The organism is Bacillus sp. V3B (genome assembly GCF_024494465.1).
Lineage (GTDB): Bacteria > Bacillota > Bacilli > Bacillales > Cytobacillaceae > Bacillus_BD.
Genome location: NZ_JAETXM010000007.1, coordinates 33,361 through 55,657 on the forward strand (window position 1 = coordinate 33,361; position 22,297 = coordinate 55,657).

A 22,297-nucleotide genomic window follows, 5' to 3' on the forward strand; every position below is an offset into this window, starting at 1 on the left:
GATTCTGAGAATATAAAGAAAGAAGATAGATGGGGGGCAACTGCCCGTAAAGACCCTCGAAATAAGGAATCACAGACTAAGAAAAGAAAGCGACGTCCTGTCACGCTAAGGCTGATTGAAGTTTCACTTTATAAAAAATACAAAGTTGGTACGGAAATTGCATGTTAAATAAGTAAATAAAGATAGACTAAGGGAGAAAAGGTAGGAGTCTAAAGGAATAGAAAACTAGAATGGCATATGAGCAAAACAATTAGATTCCAAGTTTTAAGGATGAGGAGTGGGTGACATGAATGCAAAGTATTGTAGAGAATCAAGAGTGGTCCGAACAAATCGTGTATTTCAAAGTGATGTAAATAGTCATAATACATTATTTGGTGGGAGATTAATGAGTGATATTGATCAAGTTGCTTCTATTTCAGCGTTACGACATTGCCGCACAAATTGTGTAACTGCCTCAACTGATTCGGTTGACTTTTTATTTCCGATTCAAACTACAGATGCAGTCTGTTATGAATCGTATGTAACTTGGGCGGGTTCATCATCGATAGAAATATTTGTAAAGGTTATTGCTGAAAATTTAAAAAGTGGTGAGCGTAAAATAGCAGCGACGGCGTTTTTAACCTTTGTCGGAGTAGATGAAAATAAACGTCCAGCAAGGGTTCCTGAGGTCATACCTGAAACAGAAGAAGAAAGAACGTTAAATGAAACGGCACCAGATCGAGCTAGAATTCGAAAAGAAAAGAAAGAAAAAAGCAAAGCATGGTCCAAGTTTTATACTACAGCTATTCCTGGGATTGATTCTGTATAGAGTTAATGTTTTAGAAATATATAGGCTGGCTAGATGATCATTTAAAATAAAAGATAAAAATAATAACAACACAACAGGCGGCTCTACATAAGGCTTTCCTTGTGTTTTTCCTCCCGAATACTTTTAGAAAATTTCTGACCTGAAGAGTATCAATCAGTGATTCATCACTTTAGAAATCTATTGATCTTGTATTTTCCCTTCATAGGAAAATTTCAAAAAATGAAGTAGGAGTAAGAAATGATGAAGAAACTTAGTGATAAAGATTTAATAGAGACATACAAGGCAGCACTAATAGTAGAGAATATGGCTAAAGACTTTATTGAACTTTTAAGAGAAGAATTAATTAAAAGGAGCTTATTTTCCAATTTTGGAGATTATTAATTTTTAACTATTTTTAAGTAATAACTTGGGGGGTTCAAGTTGGAGAATAGAAATTATAGATGGAGCAACAATCAAATAAGAAATCATGTAGAGGTACTCGATGGAGTCATAAATCCTCATATTATCCTAAAAAACGCGACCTATTTAAATACCTATTTGCAGCAATGGGTAGTTGCGAATATTTGGATATATGAAGATCGTATTGTTTATGTTGGAGAGAATCTTCCTGAAAACTTAAATGGATATGAGGTTATTAATTGTAAGGGGCAATATTTAGTACCTGGATATATTGAACCGCATGCTCACCCTTATCAGTTATACAATCCTCTTACATTAGCCAAACATGTGGGACAATTCGGCACAACGACTTTCATTAGTGATAATATATTCTTTTTCCTTCAGCTCCCTACTAGAGCAGCCTTTGAATTATTGCATGAATTTAAGAACATTTCATCAAGCATGTACTGGTGGTGTCGCTTTGATGGACAAACCGAGTCGTCGAATCATCATGATATTTTTAATAATGAAGATGTAATTTCCTGGCTCCAACATGAATTAGTGCTGCAAGGCGGAGAGCTAACGGCGTGGCCGAAATTATTAAATGGAGATAACCAAATGCTATCCTGGTTACAAGAGACAAGGAGATTACATAAAAAAGTAGAAGGACATTTTCCAGGAGCTTCCGAACGGACTTTAGCAAAATTAATGTTAATGGGCACAGATTGCGATCATGAAGCCATGACAGGTCAAGAAGCGCTTACACGTTTAATACAGGGCTATACAGTATCTCTTAGACATTCATCTATTCGACCTGATTTAGAAATACTCTTAAAAGAATTAATAGAGTTAGGTGTTCAAAACTTTGATCGGTTTTTCTTTACCACTGACGGGTCACATCCATCCTTTTATGAAAACGGAATGACAGACGAACTGATAAAAATGGCGATTAATCATGGGATATCATTAATGGATGCTTATCGTATGGCAAGTTATAATATCGCGCGGTATTATAATATGGAACATTTACATGGATCCATTGCTACAGGGAGAATAGCGAATATAAATATTTTGGAGAGAAAAAATAACCCTACACCTATCAGTGTATTAGCAAAAGGGAAATGGATTAAGAGAGATGGAAAAGATAACGATGATTCATCCTCCATCGATTGGAGCAAACATCAAATATCTCCTCTTCACTTTAAATGGACTTTACAAAAAGATGATTTGAGCTTTTCAACCTCAATTGGCATTAACCTAATAAATAATGTCATTACCAAACCGTATGAAAGTAGTATCGATTTAAGTAGGGATGAATTATCACTTGAGCATGATGAATGTTTTCTTATGCTGGTTGGGCGAGACGGATCTTGGAGAATAAATACAGTAGTGAAAGGGTTTGCTCAACATTTAGATGGATTTGCAAGTTCTTATTCGGGTACAGGAGACATCTTAATCATAGGAAAAAGAAAAACAGATATGCTCATTGCTTTTGAACGAATGCAAGCAATGGGTGGTGGTATAGTTTTGGCGGAAGAAAATCATATCTTACACGAAATTCCTTTACCTTTAACGGGAATCATGTCTGATCTAGATATGGGATTTTTAATTAAAGATGAGAAAAAAATGATAGAGTTATTAAAAGAAAGAGGCTATAAATATAACGACCCTGCCTTCACCTTATTATTCTTCTCTGCGACTCATTTACCATTTATTAGAGTGACTCCAAGTGGTTTATATGATATAAAAAATAGAAAGGTTTTAGTTACTCCAACAAAAAGGGAAATTACCAGATTTACTACGATTTAACACAGCCAATTAGTAAAGGAAAGCGATATTTGAAAAAAATTAGTTGAACCAACCATTAGTTATCGGAAGATTTCCGGCTATCGTCAGGAATCTTTTCGCTTGCTTCGCATTGCTCCTATTACAATGGTATGAGAGATATTAGTAAAGTAGGGATCATCTATTTAACAGCTAAATGAATTGTTTTTTCTCAATTGTCGACAGGGCCTAACAATTACTAACAATTAAAGTAAGAAATCTCATAAAACTCTATATTTATTGTAGAAAATAGGGTATTATAAAGATATATATTTATTATTCAGATAATTAACAAAATTTAGAATGATAGGTGAATAATATGCAATTAGGAATGGAATTAAAACAAACCCAGACATTAAAGGGAACATTGACACCTCAAGCGCTTCAATCCATTAATATGTTACAATATTCATCATTTGAATTAATCGAATATATACAACAGGAAACAGTAGAAAATCCCCTGTTGGTTATAAAGGAAAAATCCAGTCATGATTTTACTGTGGGTAAAGAAAGAACATCATTCAGTTCCTACAATAGGGAACAGGAATATGATCCTATTACACAATACTCTGATACTCATGTATCACTAGAAAGACATTTAATGGAACAAATTATGACTTTACCCGAAATTACCTCTAAGGAGATCGAAATTTTTAAATTTTTAATTGGGAATTTAAATCGACATGGCTTTTTAGAAATAGAACCGGCAATCGCTGCAAAAATTATGTCTGTTTCATTGAAGGAAATGGACAATACCATTTCGGTTTTGCAATCGTTTGATCCTGTTGGTGTTGGTGCAAGAAATATCAAGGAAAGTTTGCTTATCCAAATGCGTGTGCAAACAGATTATAATCAACTTGCTTATGTGATGGTTGAAAAACATTTGGAGGATATTGCTGAAAAAAAATTTCGAAAGATTACGAAAACGTATGATGTAACTTTACAGGAAGTTCAAGAGGCAACTGATTATATTAAGACATTAAATCCACGGCCATGTAGCGAATTCAGCCATGAAATGACACAATATATTGTTCCTGACGTTATTGTTGAAAAAATAAATGAGGAATATATTATTATCGTAAATGATAGTATCATGCCACAGCTCGATATTAATCCAGTTTATAAAAATAACGAAATCGATTCCGATAACGACTATGTTAAAAAGAAATTACAAGATGCAACAATGTTAATGAATGGAATGGAGCAGAGAAAGTATACCCTTTATAAGGTCACACAAGTCATTGTAAAAATGCAAGTGGATTTTTTCAAATATGGTGGGACAAAATTAAAACCAATGACTTTAAAGGATGTATCCAAACAACTCAGTTTTCATGAGTCAACGATCAGCCGTGCTACAAGTAATAAATATATTCAAACTCCGCACGGACTCTTTCATATAAAAAACTTGTTTACGACAGGGATTAGAAAAAATAATAGTGTTGAAGCAGAGTCGTCTGTTTCAATAAAAGAAAAAATCAAAACTTTTATTAATGAGGAAGATAAAGAAAGTCCAATATCAGATCAAATGATTGTCACATTATTACAGAAAGAAGGCATTCAAATTTCCCGTCGTACAGTTGCGAAATATCGGGAAGAAGCAGGAATACCGGGATCTTCAAAAAGAAGAAGATATTAAAAAGGAAGCTTTCATGAGTTGAACTGTTTATACTCAAGCAGTAATATAGCCTTACTGCTTATTTTGTTTGGTGGTAAATTAAAACTGTGAAGTCTTCAAACCTTTGTAAAAACGGAGTATTTGAGTAGAAAAAGCCAGTTATATCATTATTCTTATAATTTTGATATAACTGGCTTTTTTATTTTGCGAAGGTGGTTGTTTTTCTAGACAAAATGAACCGGGATAAAAGAAAAATGTCCAACAGAAGTAGAATTTTTAAAAAATAGCTGTCATAGAAAATAATATTACTCCTACTACTCCGACAAGAGAAAATTATTTACGAAAAAAACTTTAAAAAAATCGTTTTATTTCATATAAAGAAAAGATTTTTTTGAGCGTATATTCAAGTAGAGGAGGTTGTATTTATTTTATTTTAAACAATTCGTATAATATAAATTTTACGAATTATATTACAAAATAGAATAAATGTTTGTTATAATATAAATATTCATTAATTAACCATTTGCTATACTGGAGCACATGCAGAGATTTGAACGAAACCCTAATGATGATCCTATGATTGTAGAAACGTGGATTTGACAATAATTAGTTTACTTCTGTAACGGACTAATCTTTGAATGAAGAAGGTGTTGCAATGATCGACTATATGAAATTTGATGTTATGTTGTTTGATGATGTTATAGCAAGTGTAGACTTAAAACCCAATGGGAGCGACAAGCCATACGTCATCAACTATATTGAAGGCTTTAATAAGCAATTTTCACCTAATCCAGAGGGCTACATTACAAAAGATGAGTTGGAAAATTGGCTGAAGTGGCATGTGTTTCCCGAAACAAGAGTTAATGCTGATGAATTGCTTGCTGCACTTGGCTTAAATAGCTATAATCGATGGGCAATTATCCGTAAAACGCATGGTGTCATGGCTGATGATGAGATTTGGCTGCGTTTTAAAGGTGAGACTCTTAGACATAAGGATGTTTGTTTGCGGAAATACCTTTATTATCCTGATGAGCAATAAAAAAGAAGTGAAAATCGTATCCCTTGAAAAGTGAATGTTTGTTCAGCATATGTATTCCCCCTTCTCTTTAAGTCAGGGATTGAACTTTCTATATAACTTTACGATAATTATATTATGATAAACTATTCGTAAAAATTGTATTATACGAACACTTGTTCCTTCATGGTGAATATCTTCTGCTCCCCGCTATCCTAATGGAACCGGTGTAAGTCCCTCTTGTATTCAGCCAAAGAGTAATTAATACGAGGTGTTAAAATGGCAATAACCAAACAACATGAATATTACGAAAAACGATTGGAATCATTACTAAAGGAAATGCCTTTCTTTGTAGTGAAATATGCGGATGATAAATTAGATATCCGCTCCCCCCTTACCTTATATAACTATGTACGGGATTATAAGGAGTTTTTCCAGTGGTTAATGGCTGAAGGGATTGTGGAGTGTGAAAGTATGAAAGAAATCGATGTAGAGCCCTTAGCAACCCTTTCTCTTGATGATGCCAATAATTACTTTAAGTTTGTTGCTCGTAAAAAGTATAAAGTGTCTAAAAAGGAGGATGAAACCAAACAAATTGATACGAAAACAGTTAATCGTCATAAGTCCTCCCTTCGCTCTCTTTTTAAGTATTTAACGGTTGAATCAGAAGTGAAATCCGGAAAGCCTTATTTTGAAAGAAATGTAATGGCTAAGATCCCAATCAAGAAAGTGACGGAAACGTTTAATGAACGTGCCAGTAAAATCACTGAAAAGATTTTCATTGAGGATGCAGACATAGACTTTTTAGAGTATGTGCAACATGAATATGTTGCCTCCCTCTCCCCAGCTCAAAAGAGATATTATCAGCGCGATAAAGAACGTGATTTTGCGATCCTTTCCCTCTTTTTAGGAACGGGTATTAGGGTAAATGAATTGACCAGTTTACGCATTAAGGATATTGATTTTAGTTCAAAAGAAATAAGGGTTATTCGAAAAGGTGGCAAAAAGGATACTGTATCTGTTACCCCTTCTTCTCTAGAGGACGTACACCGTTATTTAGCGGTCAGAAAGGAAAAGTATAAAGCTGGTGATGGAGAAAACGAATTTGTGTTTGTGAAGCATTACAATGGGCTAACTGACCCTCTTAGCAACCGTGCTGTGGAAGACATTGTATATAAATATACCAAATCGTTTGATAAACGAATGTCCCCCCATAAGCTTCGCCACACTTATGCAACCAATTTAGCGGAACAAACTGGTGGTGACATACCACTAATTATGAATCAACTCGGTCATACTCAATCTGATATCTCTCTCCTTTACATTAACACAACGAAGGAAAAACAGCGTAAGGCTGCAGAATTATTAGATCAGCGTAGAAATAAAAAAACAGATTAAAAAGCTTTTGTTACATTTTTATACAAGCTTTTTCTTTTGGTCCGTTTATCAAGGTTTATAGCGTTAATTTAATCAAACTTTATTCTAAATCTATAAAACTCCCTAAAAAATTCATATAAACAGTCTTGTGGCTGGTGTGCGGTCTTTCCTGGGGCCGGTTCTTTCCTTTTGTTTCGGAAGGTTACGAAGGGCTGCGTCTGCTTTATTTTTTGTGTGGTCTATAAAACTCGACCGGCTTTGCGTTAGGGGCCTTTATAATACGCACACCACCGTTTTCACTGTCGCTGTCGAGCTGCCATTTTTCGTGAATGATCAATTGTTTTTTACCCGAGTCCTTTTGGTTTTTCATTGCCTTATTGCTCCTTTTTTCCTTAGTTCGGTTTGGATCTCTTAAGAGAAACTTGTCGTTGTCACACCAGTCTAATGTAAATAGTGACCAAATGGACGAACCACCTTTATATGAGTGTTAACTTTCTTGGCTCTAAACAGAAGAAAGAATAAGAATAAAAATATTAAAAATAAGACAAAAAAACCGCTAACCATTGTATGGTAGCAGCAAATTAATGAAGATGTTATTCAGTTATACTAATTCCAGTTGGAGTCTCACCGACTTCTAGCGTTTCAATGACTTTATTTTGCTCTGTATCTATTACACTGACTATATCTTCAAACATATTGGTTACATAGACGCGTTTATTATCTGGACTAGAAACCACTCCATGCGAACCTTTTCCAGTTTCGATTGTAGCTATTACTTTCCTCCGCTGTGAAATAATATTGGGATTTTTGTTCTTCAACTGCTTCTACCTCATTGTTTTCAGCTTCAGAAGCAGACTCCTTCTCCTTACTCACATCTTCAGGTGAAGTGCCAGAACTACAACCAGCAAGTATCACTCCCAAAACTAATAGTAATGTATATAAACTCCATTTTACTTTACTCATGTAAAGTCCCTCCTGTAAAAAATCTAAGGTAATCATAATAACCCAATCCAACTTAAACTGTGATTTGCTTCACTTAATCAAAAAAAGGAGGGAAAAATAGTACAATTTCTTGAAATTCATTAAAACTGCAAATTTATTTACTATGATGTGTTAGAAAAATCACAGGAGGTATCCTAATATGAAATTTAAACTAGTTGCATTATTATCCTTTGCCATTCTTTTCCTTGCAGCATGTTCCTCAACACAGGATGGGGATGTGAGCAACAAAGAAAGTGAGAAAACGGAAGAAGCCACTACAAATACTTCTGAGGTTAATCAAGATGGTAAGGGACTACAGACGACAAGTTTCGAAACGCTGACAGGAAATGAATTTAATATTGTTGCAAAAGAAGCTATCCATCAGCTAAATGATGAAGTCAGTGTTAACGCCCTGACATTTAACGGTTCTGTACCGGGATCTCAAATTCGTGTAACAGCAGGAGAAAAAGTCAAAATCAACTTAAAAAATGAACTTTCCGATCCTGTCACAATTCACTGGCATGGCATTAGAGTTCCAAATGAGATGGATGGCATTCCAGGTGTGACGCAAAATGCTGTTCAGCCTGGTGAGAGTTTTACTTATGAATTTATACCAACTGATCCAGGAACTTATATGTACCATACACACCAAAATGCGGTAGAAGAAATGGATAAAGGGCTTTATGGCTCATTTATTGTTGAACCAAAGGAAGAAACATATGACCGCGATTATACAATGATACTTGACGAATGGATGAGCGCACCAGAAGAAGAACAGACCGAATCCCAAATGGAAGGTATGGATCACAGCAATATAAGTTCTACTAATAATATAAATGAAGAAAGCGATTCAGATAAGAACGGAATGGAAAATATGGACCATGGTAACATGGAAGGTATGAGCATGGATTCTGATGAAACTGCAGAGAGTGAGTCAGAATCCATGAACATAAATGGCATGGGCCATGATATGAGTGCATATGATATTTTCACTATAAATGGAAAAAGTGGTGACAACATTGAACCATTAATGGTAAAAGAAGGGGAAAAGGTAAGAATCCGTCTTATAAATGTCGGATATATGTCACATGAACTCCACCTACATGGCCATGACTTTAAAATCGCTGCGATTGATGGACAAGAATTAAATGAACCTCAGGAACTGAAGGATCAAGTTATCGCGATTGCTCCAGGTGAACGTTATGATATTGAATTCACTGCCGATAATCCTGGCGAATGGTTTATTGAGTGCCACGGGGATATGGAAGGTACAGATGGGATGAAAACAACGATTCAATATGAAAGGATAACTGAATCAAAAGATAAATCCAACCAAGATAAAGAATTACCTGAATTCACCTTTACTAATTATGGCGGTTCGAAAGAAGGGAAATTCACTTTAAATCAAGACTATGATGTAGAATATACGATGGACCTTAATACAGCCATGCAGGGCGAAGAGATGGTCTATACGATAAATGATAAAACCTTCCCCAATACAAACAATATTAACGTTAAGGAAGGGGATTTTGTTAAAGTAAATCTGGTTAACAATTCAATGATGGATGATCATCCAATGCATTTACATGGACACTTTTTCCAAGTTCTAAGTAAAAACGGTAAACCGATTGAAGGATCACCAATCATCAAAGATACCATTAACCTGAAACCAGGGGATGAGTATGTTGTTGCCTTTAAAGCTGATAATCCTGGAAACTGGCTTTTCCACTGTCATGACCTCCACCACGCAACTGCCGGAATGGTGAACATGGTCAAATATGATGGATTTAAGCCGAATTTCATACCGGATCCTAACGCAAATAATAAACCAGAGTAAATCTTTTACTAACCCTATAATATTTCATCACAAAAATGCGGCCTTATCCTTAGACTGCATTTTTACTTTCCCGAAATCACATTATAGAAATCTAGCTGGGGTTCAAGGGATCATTATAGAAAAATGGAGTGTGATATCTTCCACACTCCGTTTCTATGATGTCCAAATGCTAGGTTTCTCATTTTCATTTAACACTACACAAATATGGTTGCCTTTAAACAGGTTTGTACTACATTAGCTTTCCCTTTTCCACTAAAAGTTCCCAGCTCTCAGCATTGTCTTTCGTTTGATAGATATTACCATTAAAAGAGACAAACGTCATTTCCTTCTCATCCTGAGGGTTTATTGCAAAATATAATACCGCATCCTGTTTCATCTCTGGTAAGAGAATTTCTTCTTCTGAATTGTCATCTAAAGAGCGTTTTATTAATGAGGCATTTCCATCAAATGTTCCGTAAATGAGATCGTCCTTTGTGAAAAATACAGATGTCCCCTGCATTCCACTTGTGATTAGCTCAAAGCTTTCACCCTTATCGTCAGAAAGATAAATTCCTTTCTGCCCAACAGCAGCAATTTTATTTCCATCTTCAGGGTGAACAACAATGCTTAGTAATTCGTCATCTAATCCTTTTGCAGCTACCTCGTTCCAAGTCTTTCCATCATCTTCGCTAACATAAAAAGTATTAGCTTCCATTAATGGATTCTCATGAGGGCTCATAACAAAAATTGTCGGATTTTCATACCCTACCCCCATTAAGTGAAAGTCCACTTCTCCTTCTAGAGTAAGATCTTCAAGTGTTTGCCCATTATCTGTGCTTTTTTTGATTCCAAAAGGATTGGGTAGCTGAGAATCAACACCGGGATGCCCGCTTGAATAAAAACCATCTGCTGTCGCATTAAATCCCATGTAGTCATTGTTTTCTCTTTTTGTTTTGTACCAACTTCCATTTTCATACACTTTTAAACCATCATGAACTGCAAAAAACGGAACAGCTTGATTGCCTGCATATCCAACTCCATGGATATGATCAATCTTCCCCTCAAACGGTTCAAAAAAACCATTGGTGGCAATGAATTGACCTGTTTCAACTGATGATTGTTGCTCATTTGTACTATTCTGTGTTTCTGTTTGCTCTGCTGATCCTTCTTTAGTAACCTTTGGTTCTTCCTGTCCGCATGCGGCAAGCACTAATATCATTCCTAAAGTTGCTATAACAAAGTACTTTTTCAATCCCTTCACTCCTATTTACTTTTACAAATTTTATAATTAAAATTACTACAAAAATGTGCAGAATTTATGCAGTTAGCTAAGTGGTGGGTAGTTCACTATAAAATAAGCTTTATTTCAAAGCCAGCGTTTTAGGTTAAATACCTTATTAACAAAAACATCATTATGATAAAAAAACCGATTATCACAAAGAAATAACTAAATCCCTTAAAGTCCTCTCTTTTTTGTAATTGGTTATATTCTTTATAAGTGATTTCTCCTTTGGCAAACCTTAGTCCATTATGATCAGGTTTTACAGAATAAAGTGTACCCTTCGTATCTTCTAGAATTACTTTAGTAATAAGATCTTTTCCATTCCAATGATCATCGTGTTTTTGAAATTCTAAACTGTTACCTCTTGAAACCTCTACCCTTACCAATTTGTACAATGAATTTTTTCGTATCTCTTCACTCATTTCATAAGCCTGTTGCTCAATAAAATTATTAGAAACAAAAAAGGTGTGTGATCAGTATGGAAAAGCAAAATGTATTCAAGTGGAAGCATGATCAGCCTGACATTATTTTGTTAAAGGTAAGATGGTACCTTGAGTTTTCGTGATTTAGTGGAAATGATGGAAGAACGGGGCTTATTCATTGCTCATACAACGATCATGCGTTGGGTTCATCAGTATGGTCCTGAATTAGACAAACGAATCCGTCGTCATCTCAAACAAACCAATGACTCATGGAGAGTGGATGAAACGTACATAAAAGTAAAAGGTCAATGGATGTACCTGTATCGTGCAGTGGATTCCGAAGGAAACACAATCGATTTTTACCTAAGCAAAACAAGAGACCAAAAGGCTGCAAAGCGCTTTTTCAAGAAAGCCTTGCGGTCTTTTCATGTTTCGAAGCCTCGTGTCATAACAGTTGATAAGAACCCAGCCTATCCAATCTCCATTCAACAACTGAAACAGGAAAAAAGATTCCTGAAGGCATCCAAATAAGACAAGTTAAATATCTCAATAACATTGCCGAACAAGATCATCGGTTTATCAAGAAGCGAGTTCGTACGATGTTAGGGTTCAAATCCTTTCGAACAGCAAAGGCCATGATTTCTGGAATAGAAGCGATGCATATGGTTAAAAAAGGGCAACTTGTTTTACAGGACAAGTCTGCCCAAAATCAAGTGAAAATCATCCATAAACTATTTGGAATCGCTGCTTAAAAAGAAATTCAGTTAAGAAATTTATATGCTGTTTTTAAACAAATCCAACCTTTTCACCAGAACCTTTGAGAATATAGATGCTTGAGAAACGTTCTAGAACGAAATTAGAAACACTTTTTGTGTATTAACTATCATTCGATGCAAATCTAAATCCTTTGATTAATCATTTCGTATTCATTAACCTTTTTATAACTTCTTTCGGATACAGTATAGGTCAACCACAGATTCGCAGTCGGCCTATAACTATAATAACCAAAACGCTTCTTCAAACCTCACCCTCTGAAAGTAGTATTTTATATAAAATCGTCCATATAAGAGCTTTTACATGCAGTTGATATTGAGTTATATCCATTCTCATTAAGATTCTTCCTTTTTTAAAACGTGATGAATGGCTCGCTTCACCCACTGGCTCATCGTGATATTCTCTTGTTCTGCTAATTGCTTTACCATATCCAACATCTTAATTGGCAGCTCTAAATTCGTTTTTCGATAAGCACTTTGTACAAGCAAGAAATCTTCCACCATTTCAATTGTTCCTTCTTGTACAAACGGAATGAGTTGGTCTAAAGGAAAAGGAACCGAATTTTGAATTGGCATTTCTCCTGCTTTCATTGAAATATACACGCTTTGTTCTTGTTCGCGGACTCCTAGATTTTCAATCCCCCACGACTCATAAATGAAATCGATAAAGGGATACAAAATATCTTCCCCTTTTGGAATTTGCAAGTGGACATACCCCTTATAATCGAATGAATCGGCATGAATACCATAACAAGGTTCCAATCCATACTTTTCTATTCCTTCCTTATATTCAACCCACTTTTGATAATATGGAAGATAAAAACCCCAGTTATGCTCCTCATCCCTCATCACCCGGGCAGCTACACTATCAGTCGATTGAAAATACTGAAAAAGGCTAATATCATGAGTAGAATCATAGAATTCACTTTTCCGTACACGGTCGGTTTCCGAAGATTGAAGAAGTTCTTTTGTTTCTTGGAAAGCTTCGTCAGATATTACATACGTCGTTCTCTCATCTCCAAAAGGAACTTCTACAGCTTGAATGGTTCCGTCTTTAATATACTTATAAACACTTTGAACAGATAATCCTAATTGTTTGGCAACTTCCGATGGACGCATACCAGTTGGATGCCCTTTCTTATCCTCGGCTAAACGGTCTACTTCTTCTTTATAGTACCGCGCTTCACGATGTAATCGGTGCGGATCTGCAATTTTTCGTATTTTTCCTTGTTTCGCATAATGATAAACGGTTGCTTTCGAAACACCTAATCGTTCAGCCACTTGTTTTTGGGTATACCATTCATTCATATCTGATCCTCCTATCTCTGTTTATTCTATTTTTCATCCATAATAAAAAAAGAAATAACTATTAACAATTAATTGATAATTAATAGATATCTCCATCTTTAAAAATTAAATTGTATAATATTAAGTATTATAATAATGTTATTTTAAGGTATTATTATCTATATATCAATTGATATATAGATAATAATAAAATCTAATTATATAATTTATTAACCTAATATAAACAAAGGGAATGTTTTTTTATGTTGATTAGAATATATACGAATATAAATATTTGTTATAATTTAATTAACTTATTTTATTAAAAGAAATTGATTGATTTATTCATAATAGAGATTATTTTTAAAAATAAATAAAGGAGGTTTGTAAATATGATGAATTTTATGGAACATAAAAAATACCTTCAAGTAACTGATTGGAAAAAGGAACTTAAAGATAGTTCTTCACTTTCTCTTTTACAAGAGCGTTTGGATCTTGCGGAAAAAAATCAAGAGGAGCCGTTTGCGGATTTTTCTGATGTGGAAATGATGCAATGGTTTTTATATCGAAAGGAACATTTGGATCGGCAGCATGACAAATCTTTGAGAACGATAAAAGAATACGAACGGGAGCTTACGCAATTTATTGAGCTGTTGATACAGTATTCCAAAGATATCGATATAGATATGGATCATATAATAGAAAGTTCTTTATTCAAATCACTTTCCCCGCGCCATATGAGACGTTACCAAGAATGGCTAGCCGAAAGAAGTCCTTATGTCCAAAAGAAAGGTTCATACTCCCCAGCTACATTGGCAAGAAAGACAACCATCATTAAAAACTTCCTGCAATTCTTATATGAAAAAGAATATATAAGTGAACCTCTACATAAGGGATTCTTTACTGCAACAGTAAGAAAAGATGACCGGCCCAACCGTGACCTTGGACCACAAGAAGTAATACAGCTGCTCGATCATTTCCGTAAAATTAATCATCCTGTTGCCTTTGCAATAATTCATATTCTGACCACAACTGGTTTGAGAAATGAAGAACTTTGTAAGTTAAAGGTAAGGGATCTCCAATATGATTCTATCAACGGGGGCTACTATCTGGACGTATTGGGAAAAGGAAATAAAAGGAGACAGGTTCCTTTAAAGGAAAAAATCTTAAATAGCATTCGTATGTTTCGAGATGCTCGAGGGCTTGAGGATGTATCGGTTGCTGGAAAGGAAAAGCCATTAGTGACAACCAATACAGGAAAAGCGTATACACCTTCCTATTTATCTCAGTATTTAACCAAAATGATCAAGGAGACGAATTTACCTTTTCTTTTACATCGCACCTCTCCTATTGGACCGCATACGTTTCGCCATGCTTTTGCGATTATTTCTCATAAAAGTGGAGTAGATATTTATCAGATTATGCGTTCACTAGGACATGAAAAAATAGAAACGACGATGATCTATTTAGAAAAGGTTTTTGAAAAGGAACGACATGCGATTCACGGTTGGAATCCTGAAGTATTTGGAGAGTATATATAATAGAAGAAACTCGGAAATTACTAACCCACCACTTAAACTTTAATATCAGAAACGAACTAAGGTAAAATGAAAAGGCATGAGTTCGATTTCATACCGAACTCATGCCCAAGAAGTTCCCAAGTAAGTAGTCTAAAACACTATATTTTCTTCCTTATTACTCTCAGAAACTTTAGAATGAGGATCTGCCTCATTCATAAATTCTAAATGTTTAAGAAGATCAATAAACTTCCGAAGTGTCTCTACTTGATATTCATCAATCTTCTTATCCTCAAATGAATAAAAGCCTTTTTTAGCTCTTAAACCTATTTCTCCACTTTTCATTTTTTCATCAATAATTTCAGGAGGAGCAAACCGATCTTCCTTCAACACGAGTCATTGGTTTGTTTGAGATGACGACGGATGCGTGGACCATACTGATGAACCAAACGCATGATCGGATCGTTGTATGAGCAATGAATAAGCCCCGTTCTTCCATCATTCCCACTAAATCACGAAAACTGAGGTTTTACCGTAGGTACCATCTTACCGTTAACAAAATAATGTTAGGCTGATCATGCTTCCACTTGAATACATTTTGCTTTTCCATACTGATCACACACCTTTTTTTAGAGTAGTAGTATCAGTATGTCCTAGATTTAAAGATTAATTGCATTTATCTTGAAGTTTTTGCACCAGAACCGTAAATCCTAATACTTTACCATGACTATTTATGATCAAAATATTGGCATTCATAACCTCACTCAACGTTTCAGACACTCTATTAAGGCCGACTTAATAAATTGAATTTTGTTGCAATATAAGATTCATTTTTCTTGTTTTATATAATAAATCCATTGTTTTTCCCCTGTTTTTATTATTTTTATACGAAACTTATCCGGATATTACAAGACTTATTTATCATTCAAAACAATATAAGTAGCTCTAATTGGACCGTGTACCCCTACAATTAAATTTAATTCGATATCAGCGCTGTTGCTTGGACCCGTTACAAAATCAATACAAGATGAGATTCTTATTCCGTCTTGAACCAATCGACTGATATAAGAAGTTGCCTGTGTCATTCTGGGTACAATCGTACTTTTTGGAATAATAGCAATATAGGCTTTAGGTAGTAAACTCACGACTCTTCCTTTGTTTTTATCCGTGAATAATACAGCCGTACCTGATTCAGCAAGTGTAATGTCGCTGAATGTGATTCCCACATCGGCTTTTTCCGCTATTTCTATGTTTTTGTCTTTTAACTCGGGATCCCACAGGTGAAAGTCAATACCATAGTCGGCTAATTTTGAAAATAAATGTTCCTCTAAACTATAGGTTTTATACCTTTCATCATTCCAACTAATGGACTTTTTAACATGAAACTCTCTAAATACATGGAGTATTTGTTGAGGTAATTCTTTTGAAGTCGTTTCGATCAAATTGGTGTGAATCAACTTACATTGATTCCTTAATACTTCCAATAGTTCCTCTTGAGTTGAATTCTTCCCTACTTCATATTGGGGAGTTTTCATCCATGCTGGCTTTAAGACTGTTGTTATTCTTGGACGATTTAACTTAGTCGCCACTTTGTTCAAGAAATATTCTCGATGATATACTTGCCCAATTCTCATGTTTATTCACCTCTTTTTTTATACCATTCTCTGAAACTTTCCTTACTAGTGGCAGGGAAATCGCGTAATTCTGTCCAAGATTTTATGGGGCCTGGTCCCTTTTGTAAAGCGCTTTCCATATGTCCCATAATACTTGAAATCGACTTGACCCCAACTTTATAAACTTGAGATGAACTTGTCGCCATTTGATAACCTTTCATAGCTATTTTTTCTGCAAACGGAGATTTTTTTTCATCCTCTACAATTTTTCTTCGGTGTTTAATCAATAATTCATGAAGAGGAATTTTCACAGGACATGCATCCGTACAAGCTGCACATAAAGAAGATGCATACGGTAATTCTTTATAATCGTCATATCCGCCTAATAATGGTGTTAATACCGCTCCAATTGGCCCTGGATAAATGGAACCGTAAGAATGACCGCCAATATGACGATAGACTGGGCATACATTAATACACGCTGCACAACGGATACAATGTAGTGCACTTTGAAATTCTGTTCCTAAGATATTGGATCGTCCATTGTCAACAATAACCAAGTGGAATTCTTCCGGACCATCCACTTCTCCTTCTTCTTTTGGTCCTGTTAAACCGGTAATATAACTTGTTAATTTTTGACCCACTGCACTTCTGCACAGTAAACTAACTAAAATATCTAACTCTTCCCAAGTTGGAGCAATCCGTTCCATGCCCATCACTGTAATTTGAGTTTTAGGTAAAGCCGTTACTAATCCTGCATTCCCTTCATTTGTGACAAGGCATATAGATCCCGATTCAGCAACAGCAAAGTTACATCCTGTTATTCCAATGTCGGCACTAAGAAACTCTTGACGCAGCTGTTCTCGGGCAAATAAGGCAAGCTCTTCAGGTACTTCTGACCTTTCATAGCCTTTTTTCTCTTTAAATGTATCACGGATTTGTTCTTTATTTTTATGAAGTGCCGGAATGACAATATGCGAAGGTGGATCATGATCATCAAGTTGAAGAATATATTCTCCTAAGTCCGTTTCAATGACCTCACAACCGGCCTTTTCTAAGGCTGCATTTAAATGAATCTCTTCCGTTACCATTGACTTTGCCTTTACAATTTTTTTAGCTTGTTTTTTCTTAACTATTGAAGTTATGTAATCATTTGCCTCTTCCTTTGTTTCAGCAAAGAAGACATGGCCTCCAAGTTTTGCGATATTTTCACTTAATTGTTGTAAGTAGTAATCTAAATTTTCAATGGTATGGGTTCGAATCTCTTCACCCAGTTTCCGCCATTCTTCCCAATTTCCAAGTTCCTCCGCTGCCGACAGTCTCTTTCCCTGCATTCTTTCTTGTGCGGCTACAACCGCGTTACGCATAAATGAATTGTGAACCCCTTTATCGACTCGTTCGAAAAAACGTTCCTCACCAATTTTCATCGCCATCAATTATCACCCTCACTATTTAGGACTTCAGCAATATGCATGACCTTTATTGGTTTTCCTTTTCGATTGATTCTTCCGCCAATATTCATTAAACAACCACAATCTGCGCCAATGAGTACCTCTGCGCCCGTCTCTTCAATATGCTTAATTTTTTCATCAACCATTTGTTCCGAAATCGGTCCCATTTTCACCGAAAAAGTTCCTCCGAACCCACAGCAATCATAGTGATTGGACAGTGGCTTCATCTCTAAACCTTCTACATTTTCCAATAATTTCGCTGGAGCATCCTTAACACCTAATAAACGAGTCATATGGCAAGAACTGTGATAGGTTGCACGGGCAGGTAGACTGGCATTTACATGATCTACTTTTAATACATCAACTAAAAACTGTGTTAACTCATAAGATTTATTTGCAAGATTGGCAGCCCTATCTCTCCATTCAGGTTGATCATCAAATAATTTCTTATATTCATGTAACATCGTGATACAAGAACCTGAAGGGGATACAACATATTCAGCACTCTCGAACGTTTTAATCATATTTTTTGCTACTTCTCTCGTTTCTTTATGATAGCCTGTGTTAAAAGCTGGCTGCCCACAACAGGTTTGTTGTTCTGAAAAATCAACTTCACACCCTAGTTTTTCTAATAATTCAACTGTACTTTTACCAACATTTGAATAAAAAACATCTGCGAGACAGGTGATAAATAGTGAGACTTTCATGTTCAACCCTCATTTTCAAATAGATTAGGTCTGTGTTTTAGAATTCTTCTATTATAGTTTCCTCTTAATTTAAGATTCAATGGAAAAAGGGAAGAACCAACGCTTCCCCCTTCCTTAATAATAATGACTATCGCCTTATTAATACTACTTATAATTCAATTCATCAATTATTCAAGAATGTCATTGTTTCTGAATCGTTTTGCATTATTTTGATAAAATTCAGCACCTAATTTCATACGGTTGATTAAATCATCCTGAAGTACTTTTATAGGCTTCGCTGGAACCCCTACGGCAAGCATCCTTTCTTCAATGATTTTCCCTTCCCCAACAAGAGCACCTGCTGATACAAAGGCTTGCTTTTTAATATGGGCCCGGCTCAAAACGGTTGCATTCATACCGATCATCGCATCTTCTTCAATAATACATCCATGAATAACACAGTTATGACCAATAGTGGCATTTTTTTTAATCGTTGTCGGACAGCCAGTATCTGTATGAATGACCGTCCCATCCTGTACGTTCGCTCCTTCTCCGATTGTGATTTTTTCGACATCTCCACGTAATACGGCATTAAACCAAATCGTGGCATTTTCCTTAATTTCAACATCTCCAATAATCTGAGCACCTGGTGCAATATAAGCCGATGGGTGAATCTTTGGCGTTATTCCATCTAATGAATAAATACCCAAGTCATCCCTCCTTTTTTAAAAAATTCAGAAATCACCTTACTATTCCTCTGCAACTGCTCCCTATTAATGCTATTCGGATCTTTAGGATCTCTACAAGTTAAGAGATTTTTCTGTCGCTTCAAAGGGTTCTTGAACTTGAACGAAAGTTGCCAACCGAACCATTTTGTTAAATGAATTGTCATATGGATACGTGGTTTCATAACTTCTTTGACTTTTTACTTTCACTTATTTCCCATTAATATTGCTTTTATTTAGGTATTCAAAATTCCCTGTTAATTACACTCCATTCGAAACGATCTTAGTAAATAACTTCCATTTTTAAACAAGTAATATCAAACAGATTTTAATTTTCTCTATTAACTAGTACTTAAATTATACTTATTTTTTCTCGGCTACGGCTTCATTTGTCAGTTTTCTATATTCTGTTAGTACCTCTTTAGCTTTTTCTTTAGTTACGCCCTTTTTCTCCATATCTTTAATCCATAACTCATCTAATACTTCCATTTTATTTACTATTTCTTCATGTTGTTTAGGTGTTGTTTTTGTAATTTCTACTCCACTTTCTTCAAAGTATTTCAATCCTTTCTCTTTTTCTTTATCCATTGTTTCATTGTTTAAAATGGTTGCCTCTTTCCCAGCCTGTAATAAAGCATCTTGGACATCATTTGGATAGGAATCCCATTTTTGTTTATTGATGGCATAAAAATTATTTGTTCCTCCAAAATTACTACCCGTAAGGATATAATTATGAATTTCCTCAAAGTGATAGGCAGCAGCGCTAGACATAGGGAAAAACGAACCATCAATTACTTTTGTTGTAGTAGACTGATAAATATCCGGAACCTGCACAGTTACAGCTGAAGCATTAAACAAATCAGGGATAACATTGAGAATACCTCCTGAAGAGTACATTTTCATTCCTTTAAGATCATCCATTTTTTCAATCTTTTTATTTGCCGAAATAATATCGTTTGCTGGATTCATAAAGGAATATATTTTGACTAAATTATTTTTTTCTAATTCTTCTTTCAAAGCATCATCTAATAGCTGATCGAAAACCTTACCACTCGTTACAGCATCAGTAGCTAGTGAAGGAAGAGTGACAACCGAACTTAATGGAAGAAAGCTAGCCCCTGGAGGAAAAATATAGCCCATATCCACTGCACCATCTTTTACAAGTCCTGACATCTCTGTAAAACTACCTAATTGACCTGCTGGATAATATTCAAACTTTATTTTTCCGCCAGATAATTCAACTGCTCGATCCATAAAAATTTCATTGACTTCATGTAAATAGTGACCTGTTGGAAGATGATTGGCATTCTGAATGACTATTTGTTCATCATTTTTACTCGAACCATCTCCTGCAGTTGCTTCCTTACTCCCACAAGCGGCAAGAAAAACACCTAAAATCATCAAGACTGCAAGTAAAAGTTTTCTTTTCCTCATTAACTCATCTCCCTATCCTTGTAATTGAATTAACATCAAGATATCTAATAGAAAACTTCACTCTCTAGTGTATAGAGAGTGAAGTTGGAACAGTTTATACATTAACTGCTAACCCAGAAACTTTACGAGCAACTTTTACAATGACTTCAGCTGGAATTTTATAACGTGCAGTTGGATCACTATGAACAGATTCAACAAAACCTTCTAAACTATCAATATTGTAGTCCTCAAATGAATTCGGCAATCCTAATTCTTCACTAAATTGACGAATATAACTCACCACTTCATTTAAACATTGTTGGTTATCTTTGGATGGATTCTCAACCCCTATTACTCTAGCAAAACTTTGAATCCTTGGCAGATATAAAATTGGTAGTGATTCCAGCACCTCTGGTAGTAGTACAGCATTAGCTAAGCCATGTGGCACACCAAATTTAGCGCCAAATACATGTGCCATATTGTGTACAGGAACACCACTTGATGATTGAGTAAATGCAAGGATTGCCATAGAACTAGCCAATAACATATTGGCACGTGCCTCGACATTTTTCCCCTCTTTAACGGCAACTGGTAAATTTTCTATAATTAACTTCATTGCTTGCTCTGCATAAGCATCTGTCAATGGATTCGCTCTAGTTGAAAAATATCCTTCTACTGCATGCGTTAGGGCATCCATCCCTGTAAAGGCTGTAATTCTTGGAGGTAATCCTGTCGATAACTCAGGGTCTAGCAGAGCAATATCTGGTGATAAGTAGGGACTAACTATGCTCGCCTTTACTTTAAGGTCTTCATTATAAACGAGGGCTGCAGCAGACACCTCTGATCCTGTACCAGCGGTTGTTGGAATAGCTATAAATGGAATGTTTATTTCTTCTGCTTCCGGCCACTGTTCTCTAACCATGATCGTTAGACCCTCACGTATATCAGAGTAACCTTTGTTAAGTGCCCATCTTATACTTTTGACAGTATCAATGACACTTCCTCCGCCAAGAGCAATCAATGTATCTCCATTATGTTCTCTAACAAATTGAATCGCCTGATTGATATTTTGAGCTCTAGCATCTTGCTGTATATTGTCAAATGTCCCTACAAGCTGAACTTGGCCTGAAAGTCCATGAAACACCTCAGCGATTTGACTTGTGACACCAGCTTGATTAAGTCCTTTATCAGTAAATAGAATGACTCGTTTCCCGCCAAGCCCCTGAACAAGACTAGGCAATGTTGTTCGGGATCCAGCTCCACTGTGGATAGCAGTTCTTACAGAATATTGAAAATTTGATAGTAGCATAAGGT

The 22,297-nt window shown here is 35.5% G+C and carries 20 protein-coding genes and 3 pseudogenes; 9 read left to right on the forward strand and 14 right to left on the reverse strand.

What is annotated here, in order from left to right:
• The first annotated feature begins 286 nt into the window (after positions 1-286).
• The 6 genes from JMM81_RS10315 (at position 287) to xerS (ending at position 7,038) form a co-directional block, all read left to right on the forward strand.
• Entirely contained in the window at positions 287-808 is a 522-nt protein-coding gene (locus JMM81_RS10315; RefSeq protein ID WP_256241495.1) for an acyl-CoA thioesterase, read from the forward strand.
• 237 nt (positions 809-1,045) lie between these two features.
• Entirely contained in the window at positions 1,046-1,189 is a 144-nt protein-coding gene (sda, locus tag JMM81_RS10320) for a sporulation histidine kinase inhibitor Sda (protein WP_256241496.1), read from the forward strand.
• A 39-nt stretch (positions 1,190-1,228) separates the two neighbouring features.
• Positions 1,229-2,995 (forward strand): adenine deaminase C-terminal domain-containing protein, encoded by a 1,767-nt coding sequence (locus tag JMM81_RS10325; RefSeq protein WP_256241497.1) that lies wholly within the window; start codon positions 1,229-1,231, stop codon positions 2,993-2,995.
• A 334-nt stretch (positions 2,996-3,329) separates the two neighbouring features.
• The gene (gene rpoN / locus JMM81_RS10330) at positions 3,330-4,646 is read left to right on the forward strand and encodes an RNA polymerase factor sigma-54 (RefSeq protein WP_256241498.1); all 1,317 of its coding nucleotides are present in this window, start codon (positions 3,330-3,332) and stop codon (positions 4,644-4,646) included.
• Between the two features lie 634 nt (positions 4,647-5,280).
• The gene (locus JMM81_RS10335; RefSeq protein ID WP_256241499.1) at positions 5,281-5,664 is read left to right on the forward strand and encodes a hypothetical protein; all 384 of its coding nucleotides are present in this window, start codon (positions 5,281-5,283) and stop codon (positions 5,662-5,664) included.
• Positions 5,665-5,919: 255 nt separating this feature from the next.
• Positions 5,920-7,038, forward strand: a complete 1,119-nt coding sequence (gene xerS / locus JMM81_RS10340) for a tyrosine recombinase XerS (RefSeq protein WP_256241500.1) — start codon at positions 5,920-5,922, stop codon at positions 7,036-7,038.
• A gap of 202 nt (positions 7,039-7,240) precedes the next feature.
• Here the strand turns inward: xerS and JMM81_RS10345 are convergent, their stop codons facing one another.
• The 3 genes and pseudogenes from JMM81_RS10345 to JMM81_RS10355 all read right to left on the reverse strand — a co-directional run bounded on the left by JMM81_RS10345 (position 7,241) and on the right by JMM81_RS10355 (position 7,980).
• Complete coding sequence (locus JMM81_RS10345) at positions 7,241-7,387, reverse strand: hypothetical protein (RefSeq protein ID WP_256241501.1); 147 nt, start codon at positions 7,385-7,387, stop codon at positions 7,241-7,243.
• 223 nt (positions 7,388-7,610) lie between these two features.
• Positions 7,611-7,799 (reverse strand): annotated as a pseudogene (locus JMM81_RS10350) (YncE family protein); the annotation flags it as partial.
• Positions 7,744-7,980: a hypothetical protein gene (locus JMM81_RS10355; RefSeq protein ID WP_256241503.1), complete on the reverse strand. Its 237-nt coding sequence runs from the start codon at positions 7,978-7,980 to the stop codon at positions 7,744-7,746. The gene JMM81_RS10355 and the pseudogene JMM81_RS10350, both read right to left, overlap by 56 nt.
• Before the next feature lie 178 nt (positions 7,981-8,158).
• On the opposite strand from JMM81_RS10355, the gene JMM81_RS10360 reads away from it, so the two are divergent.
• The gene (locus JMM81_RS10360) at positions 8,159-9,835 is read left to right on the forward strand and encodes a multicopper oxidase family protein (RefSeq protein ID WP_256241504.1); all 1,677 of its coding nucleotides are present in this window, start codon (positions 8,159-8,161) and stop codon (positions 9,833-9,835) included.
• 229 nt (positions 9,836-10,064) lie between these two features.
• On the opposite strand, the gene JMM81_RS10365 is transcribed toward JMM81_RS10360, so the two are convergent.
• On the reverse strand, positions 10,065-11,066 hold the full coding sequence (locus tag JMM81_RS10365; RefSeq protein WP_305367778.1) for a F510_1955 family glycosylhydrolase: 1,002 nt from the start codon (positions 11,064-11,066) through the stop codon (positions 10,065-10,067).
• 128 nt (positions 11,067-11,194) lie between these two features.
• Positions 11,195-11,518: a hypothetical protein gene (locus JMM81_RS10370; protein ID WP_256241506.1), complete on the reverse strand. Its 324-nt coding sequence runs from the start codon at positions 11,516-11,518 to the stop codon at positions 11,195-11,197.
• A gap of 56 nt (positions 11,519-11,574) precedes the next feature.
• On the opposite strand from JMM81_RS10370, the pseudogene JMM81_RS10375 reads away from it, so the two are divergent.
• A pseudogene (locus JMM81_RS10375) lies at positions 11,575-12,270 on the forward strand (IS6 family transposase).
• 357 nt (positions 12,271-12,627) lie between these two features.
• Here the strand turns inward: JMM81_RS10375 and JMM81_RS10380 are convergent.
• Positions 12,628-13,599 carry a helix-turn-helix domain-containing protein gene (locus JMM81_RS10380; RefSeq protein WP_256241507.1) on the reverse strand — a complete coding sequence of 324 codons (972 nt, stop codon included), beginning with the start codon at positions 13,597-13,599 and terminating at the stop codon, positions 12,628-12,630.
• Positions 13,600-13,970: 371 nt separating this feature from the next.
• On the opposite strand from JMM81_RS10380, the gene JMM81_RS10385 reads away from it, so the two are divergent.
• Positions 13,971-15,119, forward strand: a complete 1,149-nt coding sequence (locus tag JMM81_RS10385) for a tyrosine-type recombinase/integrase (protein WP_256241508.1) — start codon at positions 13,971-13,973, stop codon at positions 15,117-15,119.
• A gap of 129 nt (positions 15,120-15,248) precedes the next feature.
• On the opposite strand, the gene JMM81_RS10390 is transcribed toward JMM81_RS10385, so the two are convergent.
• The 8 genes and pseudogenes from JMM81_RS10390 to JMM81_RS10425 form a co-directional block, all read right to left on the reverse strand.
• Positions 15,249-15,440, reverse strand: a complete 192-nt coding sequence (locus JMM81_RS10390) for a hypothetical protein (RefSeq protein ID WP_256241509.1) — start codon at positions 15,438-15,440, stop codon at positions 15,249-15,251.
• A gap of 47 nt (positions 15,441-15,487) precedes the next feature.
• Positions 15,488-15,705: pseudogene (locus tag JMM81_RS10395) on the reverse strand (IS6 family transposase); the annotation flags it as partial.
• A gap of 304 nt (positions 15,706-16,009) precedes the next feature.
• Positions 16,010-16,729 carry a LutC/YkgG family protein gene (locus tag JMM81_RS10400; protein ID WP_256241510.1) on the reverse strand — a complete coding sequence of 240 codons (720 nt, stop codon included), beginning with the start codon at positions 16,727-16,729 and terminating at the stop codon, positions 16,010-16,012.
• 2 nt (positions 16,730-16,731) lie between these two features.
• Positions 16,732-18,141 (reverse strand): LutB/LldF family L-lactate oxidation iron-sulfur protein, encoded by a 1,410-nt coding sequence (locus tag JMM81_RS10405; RefSeq protein ID WP_256241511.1) that lies wholly within the window; start codon positions 18,139-18,141, stop codon positions 16,732-16,734.
• Positions 18,141-18,866, reverse strand: coding sequence for a (Fe-S)-binding protein (locus tag JMM81_RS10410; RefSeq protein WP_256241512.1), 726 nt, complete (start codon positions 18,864-18,866; stop codon positions 18,141-18,143). Before JMM81_RS10410 ends, JMM81_RS10405 begins: the two co-directional genes overlap by 1 nt.
• Before the next feature lie 167 nt (positions 18,867-19,033).
• Positions 19,034-19,555, reverse strand: a complete 522-nt coding sequence (locus JMM81_RS10415) for a gamma carbonic anhydrase family protein (RefSeq protein ID WP_256241513.1) — start codon at positions 19,553-19,555, stop codon at positions 19,034-19,036.
• 378 nt (positions 19,556-19,933) lie between these two features.
• The gene (gene dctP, locus JMM81_RS10420) at positions 19,934-21,004 is read right to left on the reverse strand and encodes a TRAP transporter substrate-binding protein DctP (RefSeq protein ID WP_256241514.1); all 1,071 of its coding nucleotides are present in this window, start codon (positions 21,002-21,004) and stop codon (positions 19,934-19,936) included.
• A 94-nt stretch (positions 21,005-21,098) separates the two neighbouring features.
• Positions 21,099-22,292, reverse strand: a complete 1,194-nt coding sequence (locus JMM81_RS10425) for an iron-containing alcohol dehydrogenase (protein WP_256241515.1) — start codon at positions 22,290-22,292, stop codon at positions 21,099-21,101.
• Between the last annotated feature and the right edge of the window lie 5 nt (positions 22,293-22,297).

Bases quoted from the DNA above. Each gene is read 5' to 3' on its own strand.
- rpoN (WP_256241498.1), top strand. From the start codon at position 3,330: ATGCAATTAGGAATGGAATTAAAACAAACCCAGACATTAAAGGGAACA.
- JMM81_RS10385 (WP_256241508.1), top strand. From the start codon at position 13,971: ATGATGAATTTTATGGAACATAAAAAATACCTTCAAGTAACTGATTGG.
- JMM81_RS10410 (WP_256241512.1), bottom strand. From the start codon at position 18,866: ATGAAAGTCTCACTATTTATCACCTGTCTCGCAGATGTTTTTTATTCA.
- JMM81_RS10345 (WP_256241501.1), bottom strand. From the start codon at position 7,387: ATGAAAAACCAAAAGGACTCGGGTAAAAAACAATTGATCATTCACGAA.
- JMM81_RS10355 (WP_256241503.1), bottom strand. From the start codon at position 7,980: ATGAGTAAAGTAAAATGGAGTTTATATACATTACTATTAGTTTTGGGA.
- JMM81_RS10390 (WP_256241509.1), bottom strand. From the start codon at position 15,440: ATGAAAAGTGGAGAAATAGGTTTAAGAGCTAAAAAAGGCTTTTATTCA.
- JMM81_RS10370 (WP_256241506.1), bottom strand. From the start codon at position 11,518: ATGAGTGAAGAGATACGAAAAAATTCATTGTACAAATTGGTAAGGGTA.
- JMM81_RS10360 (WP_256241504.1), top strand. From the start codon at position 8,159: ATGAAATTTAAACTAGTTGCATTATTATCCTTTGCCATTCTTTTCCTT.
- JMM81_RS10405 (WP_256241511.1), bottom strand. From the start codon at position 18,141: ATGGCGATGAAAATTGGTGAGGAACGTTTTTTCGAACGAGTCGATAAA.
- xerS (WP_256241500.1), top strand. From the start codon at position 5,920: ATGGCAATAACCAAACAACATGAATATTACGAAAAACGATTGGAATCA.
- JMM81_RS10400 (WP_256241510.1), bottom strand. From the start codon at position 16,729: ATGAGAATTGGGCAAGTATATCATCGAGAATATTTCTTGAACAAAGTG.
- sda (WP_256241496.1), top strand. From the start codon at position 1,046: ATGATGAAGAAACTTAGTGATAAAGATTTAATAGAGACATACAAGGCA.
- JMM81_RS10425 (WP_256241515.1), bottom strand. From the start codon at position 22,292: ATGCTACTATCAAATTTTCAATATTCTGTAAGAACTGCTATCCACAGT.
- JMM81_RS10380 (WP_256241507.1), bottom strand. From the start codon at position 13,599: ATGAATGAATGGTATACCCAAAAACAAGTGGCTGAACGATTAGGTGTT.
- JMM81_RS10315 (WP_256241495.1), top strand. From the start codon at position 287: ATGAATGCAAAGTATTGTAGAGAATCAAGAGTGGTCCGAACAAATCGT.
- JMM81_RS10335 (WP_256241499.1), top strand. From the start codon at position 5,281: ATGATCGACTATATGAAATTTGATGTTATGTTGTTTGATGATGTTATA.
- dctP (WP_256241514.1), bottom strand. From the start codon at position 21,004: ATGAGGAAAAGAAAACTTTTACTTGCAGTCTTGATGATTTTAGGTGTT.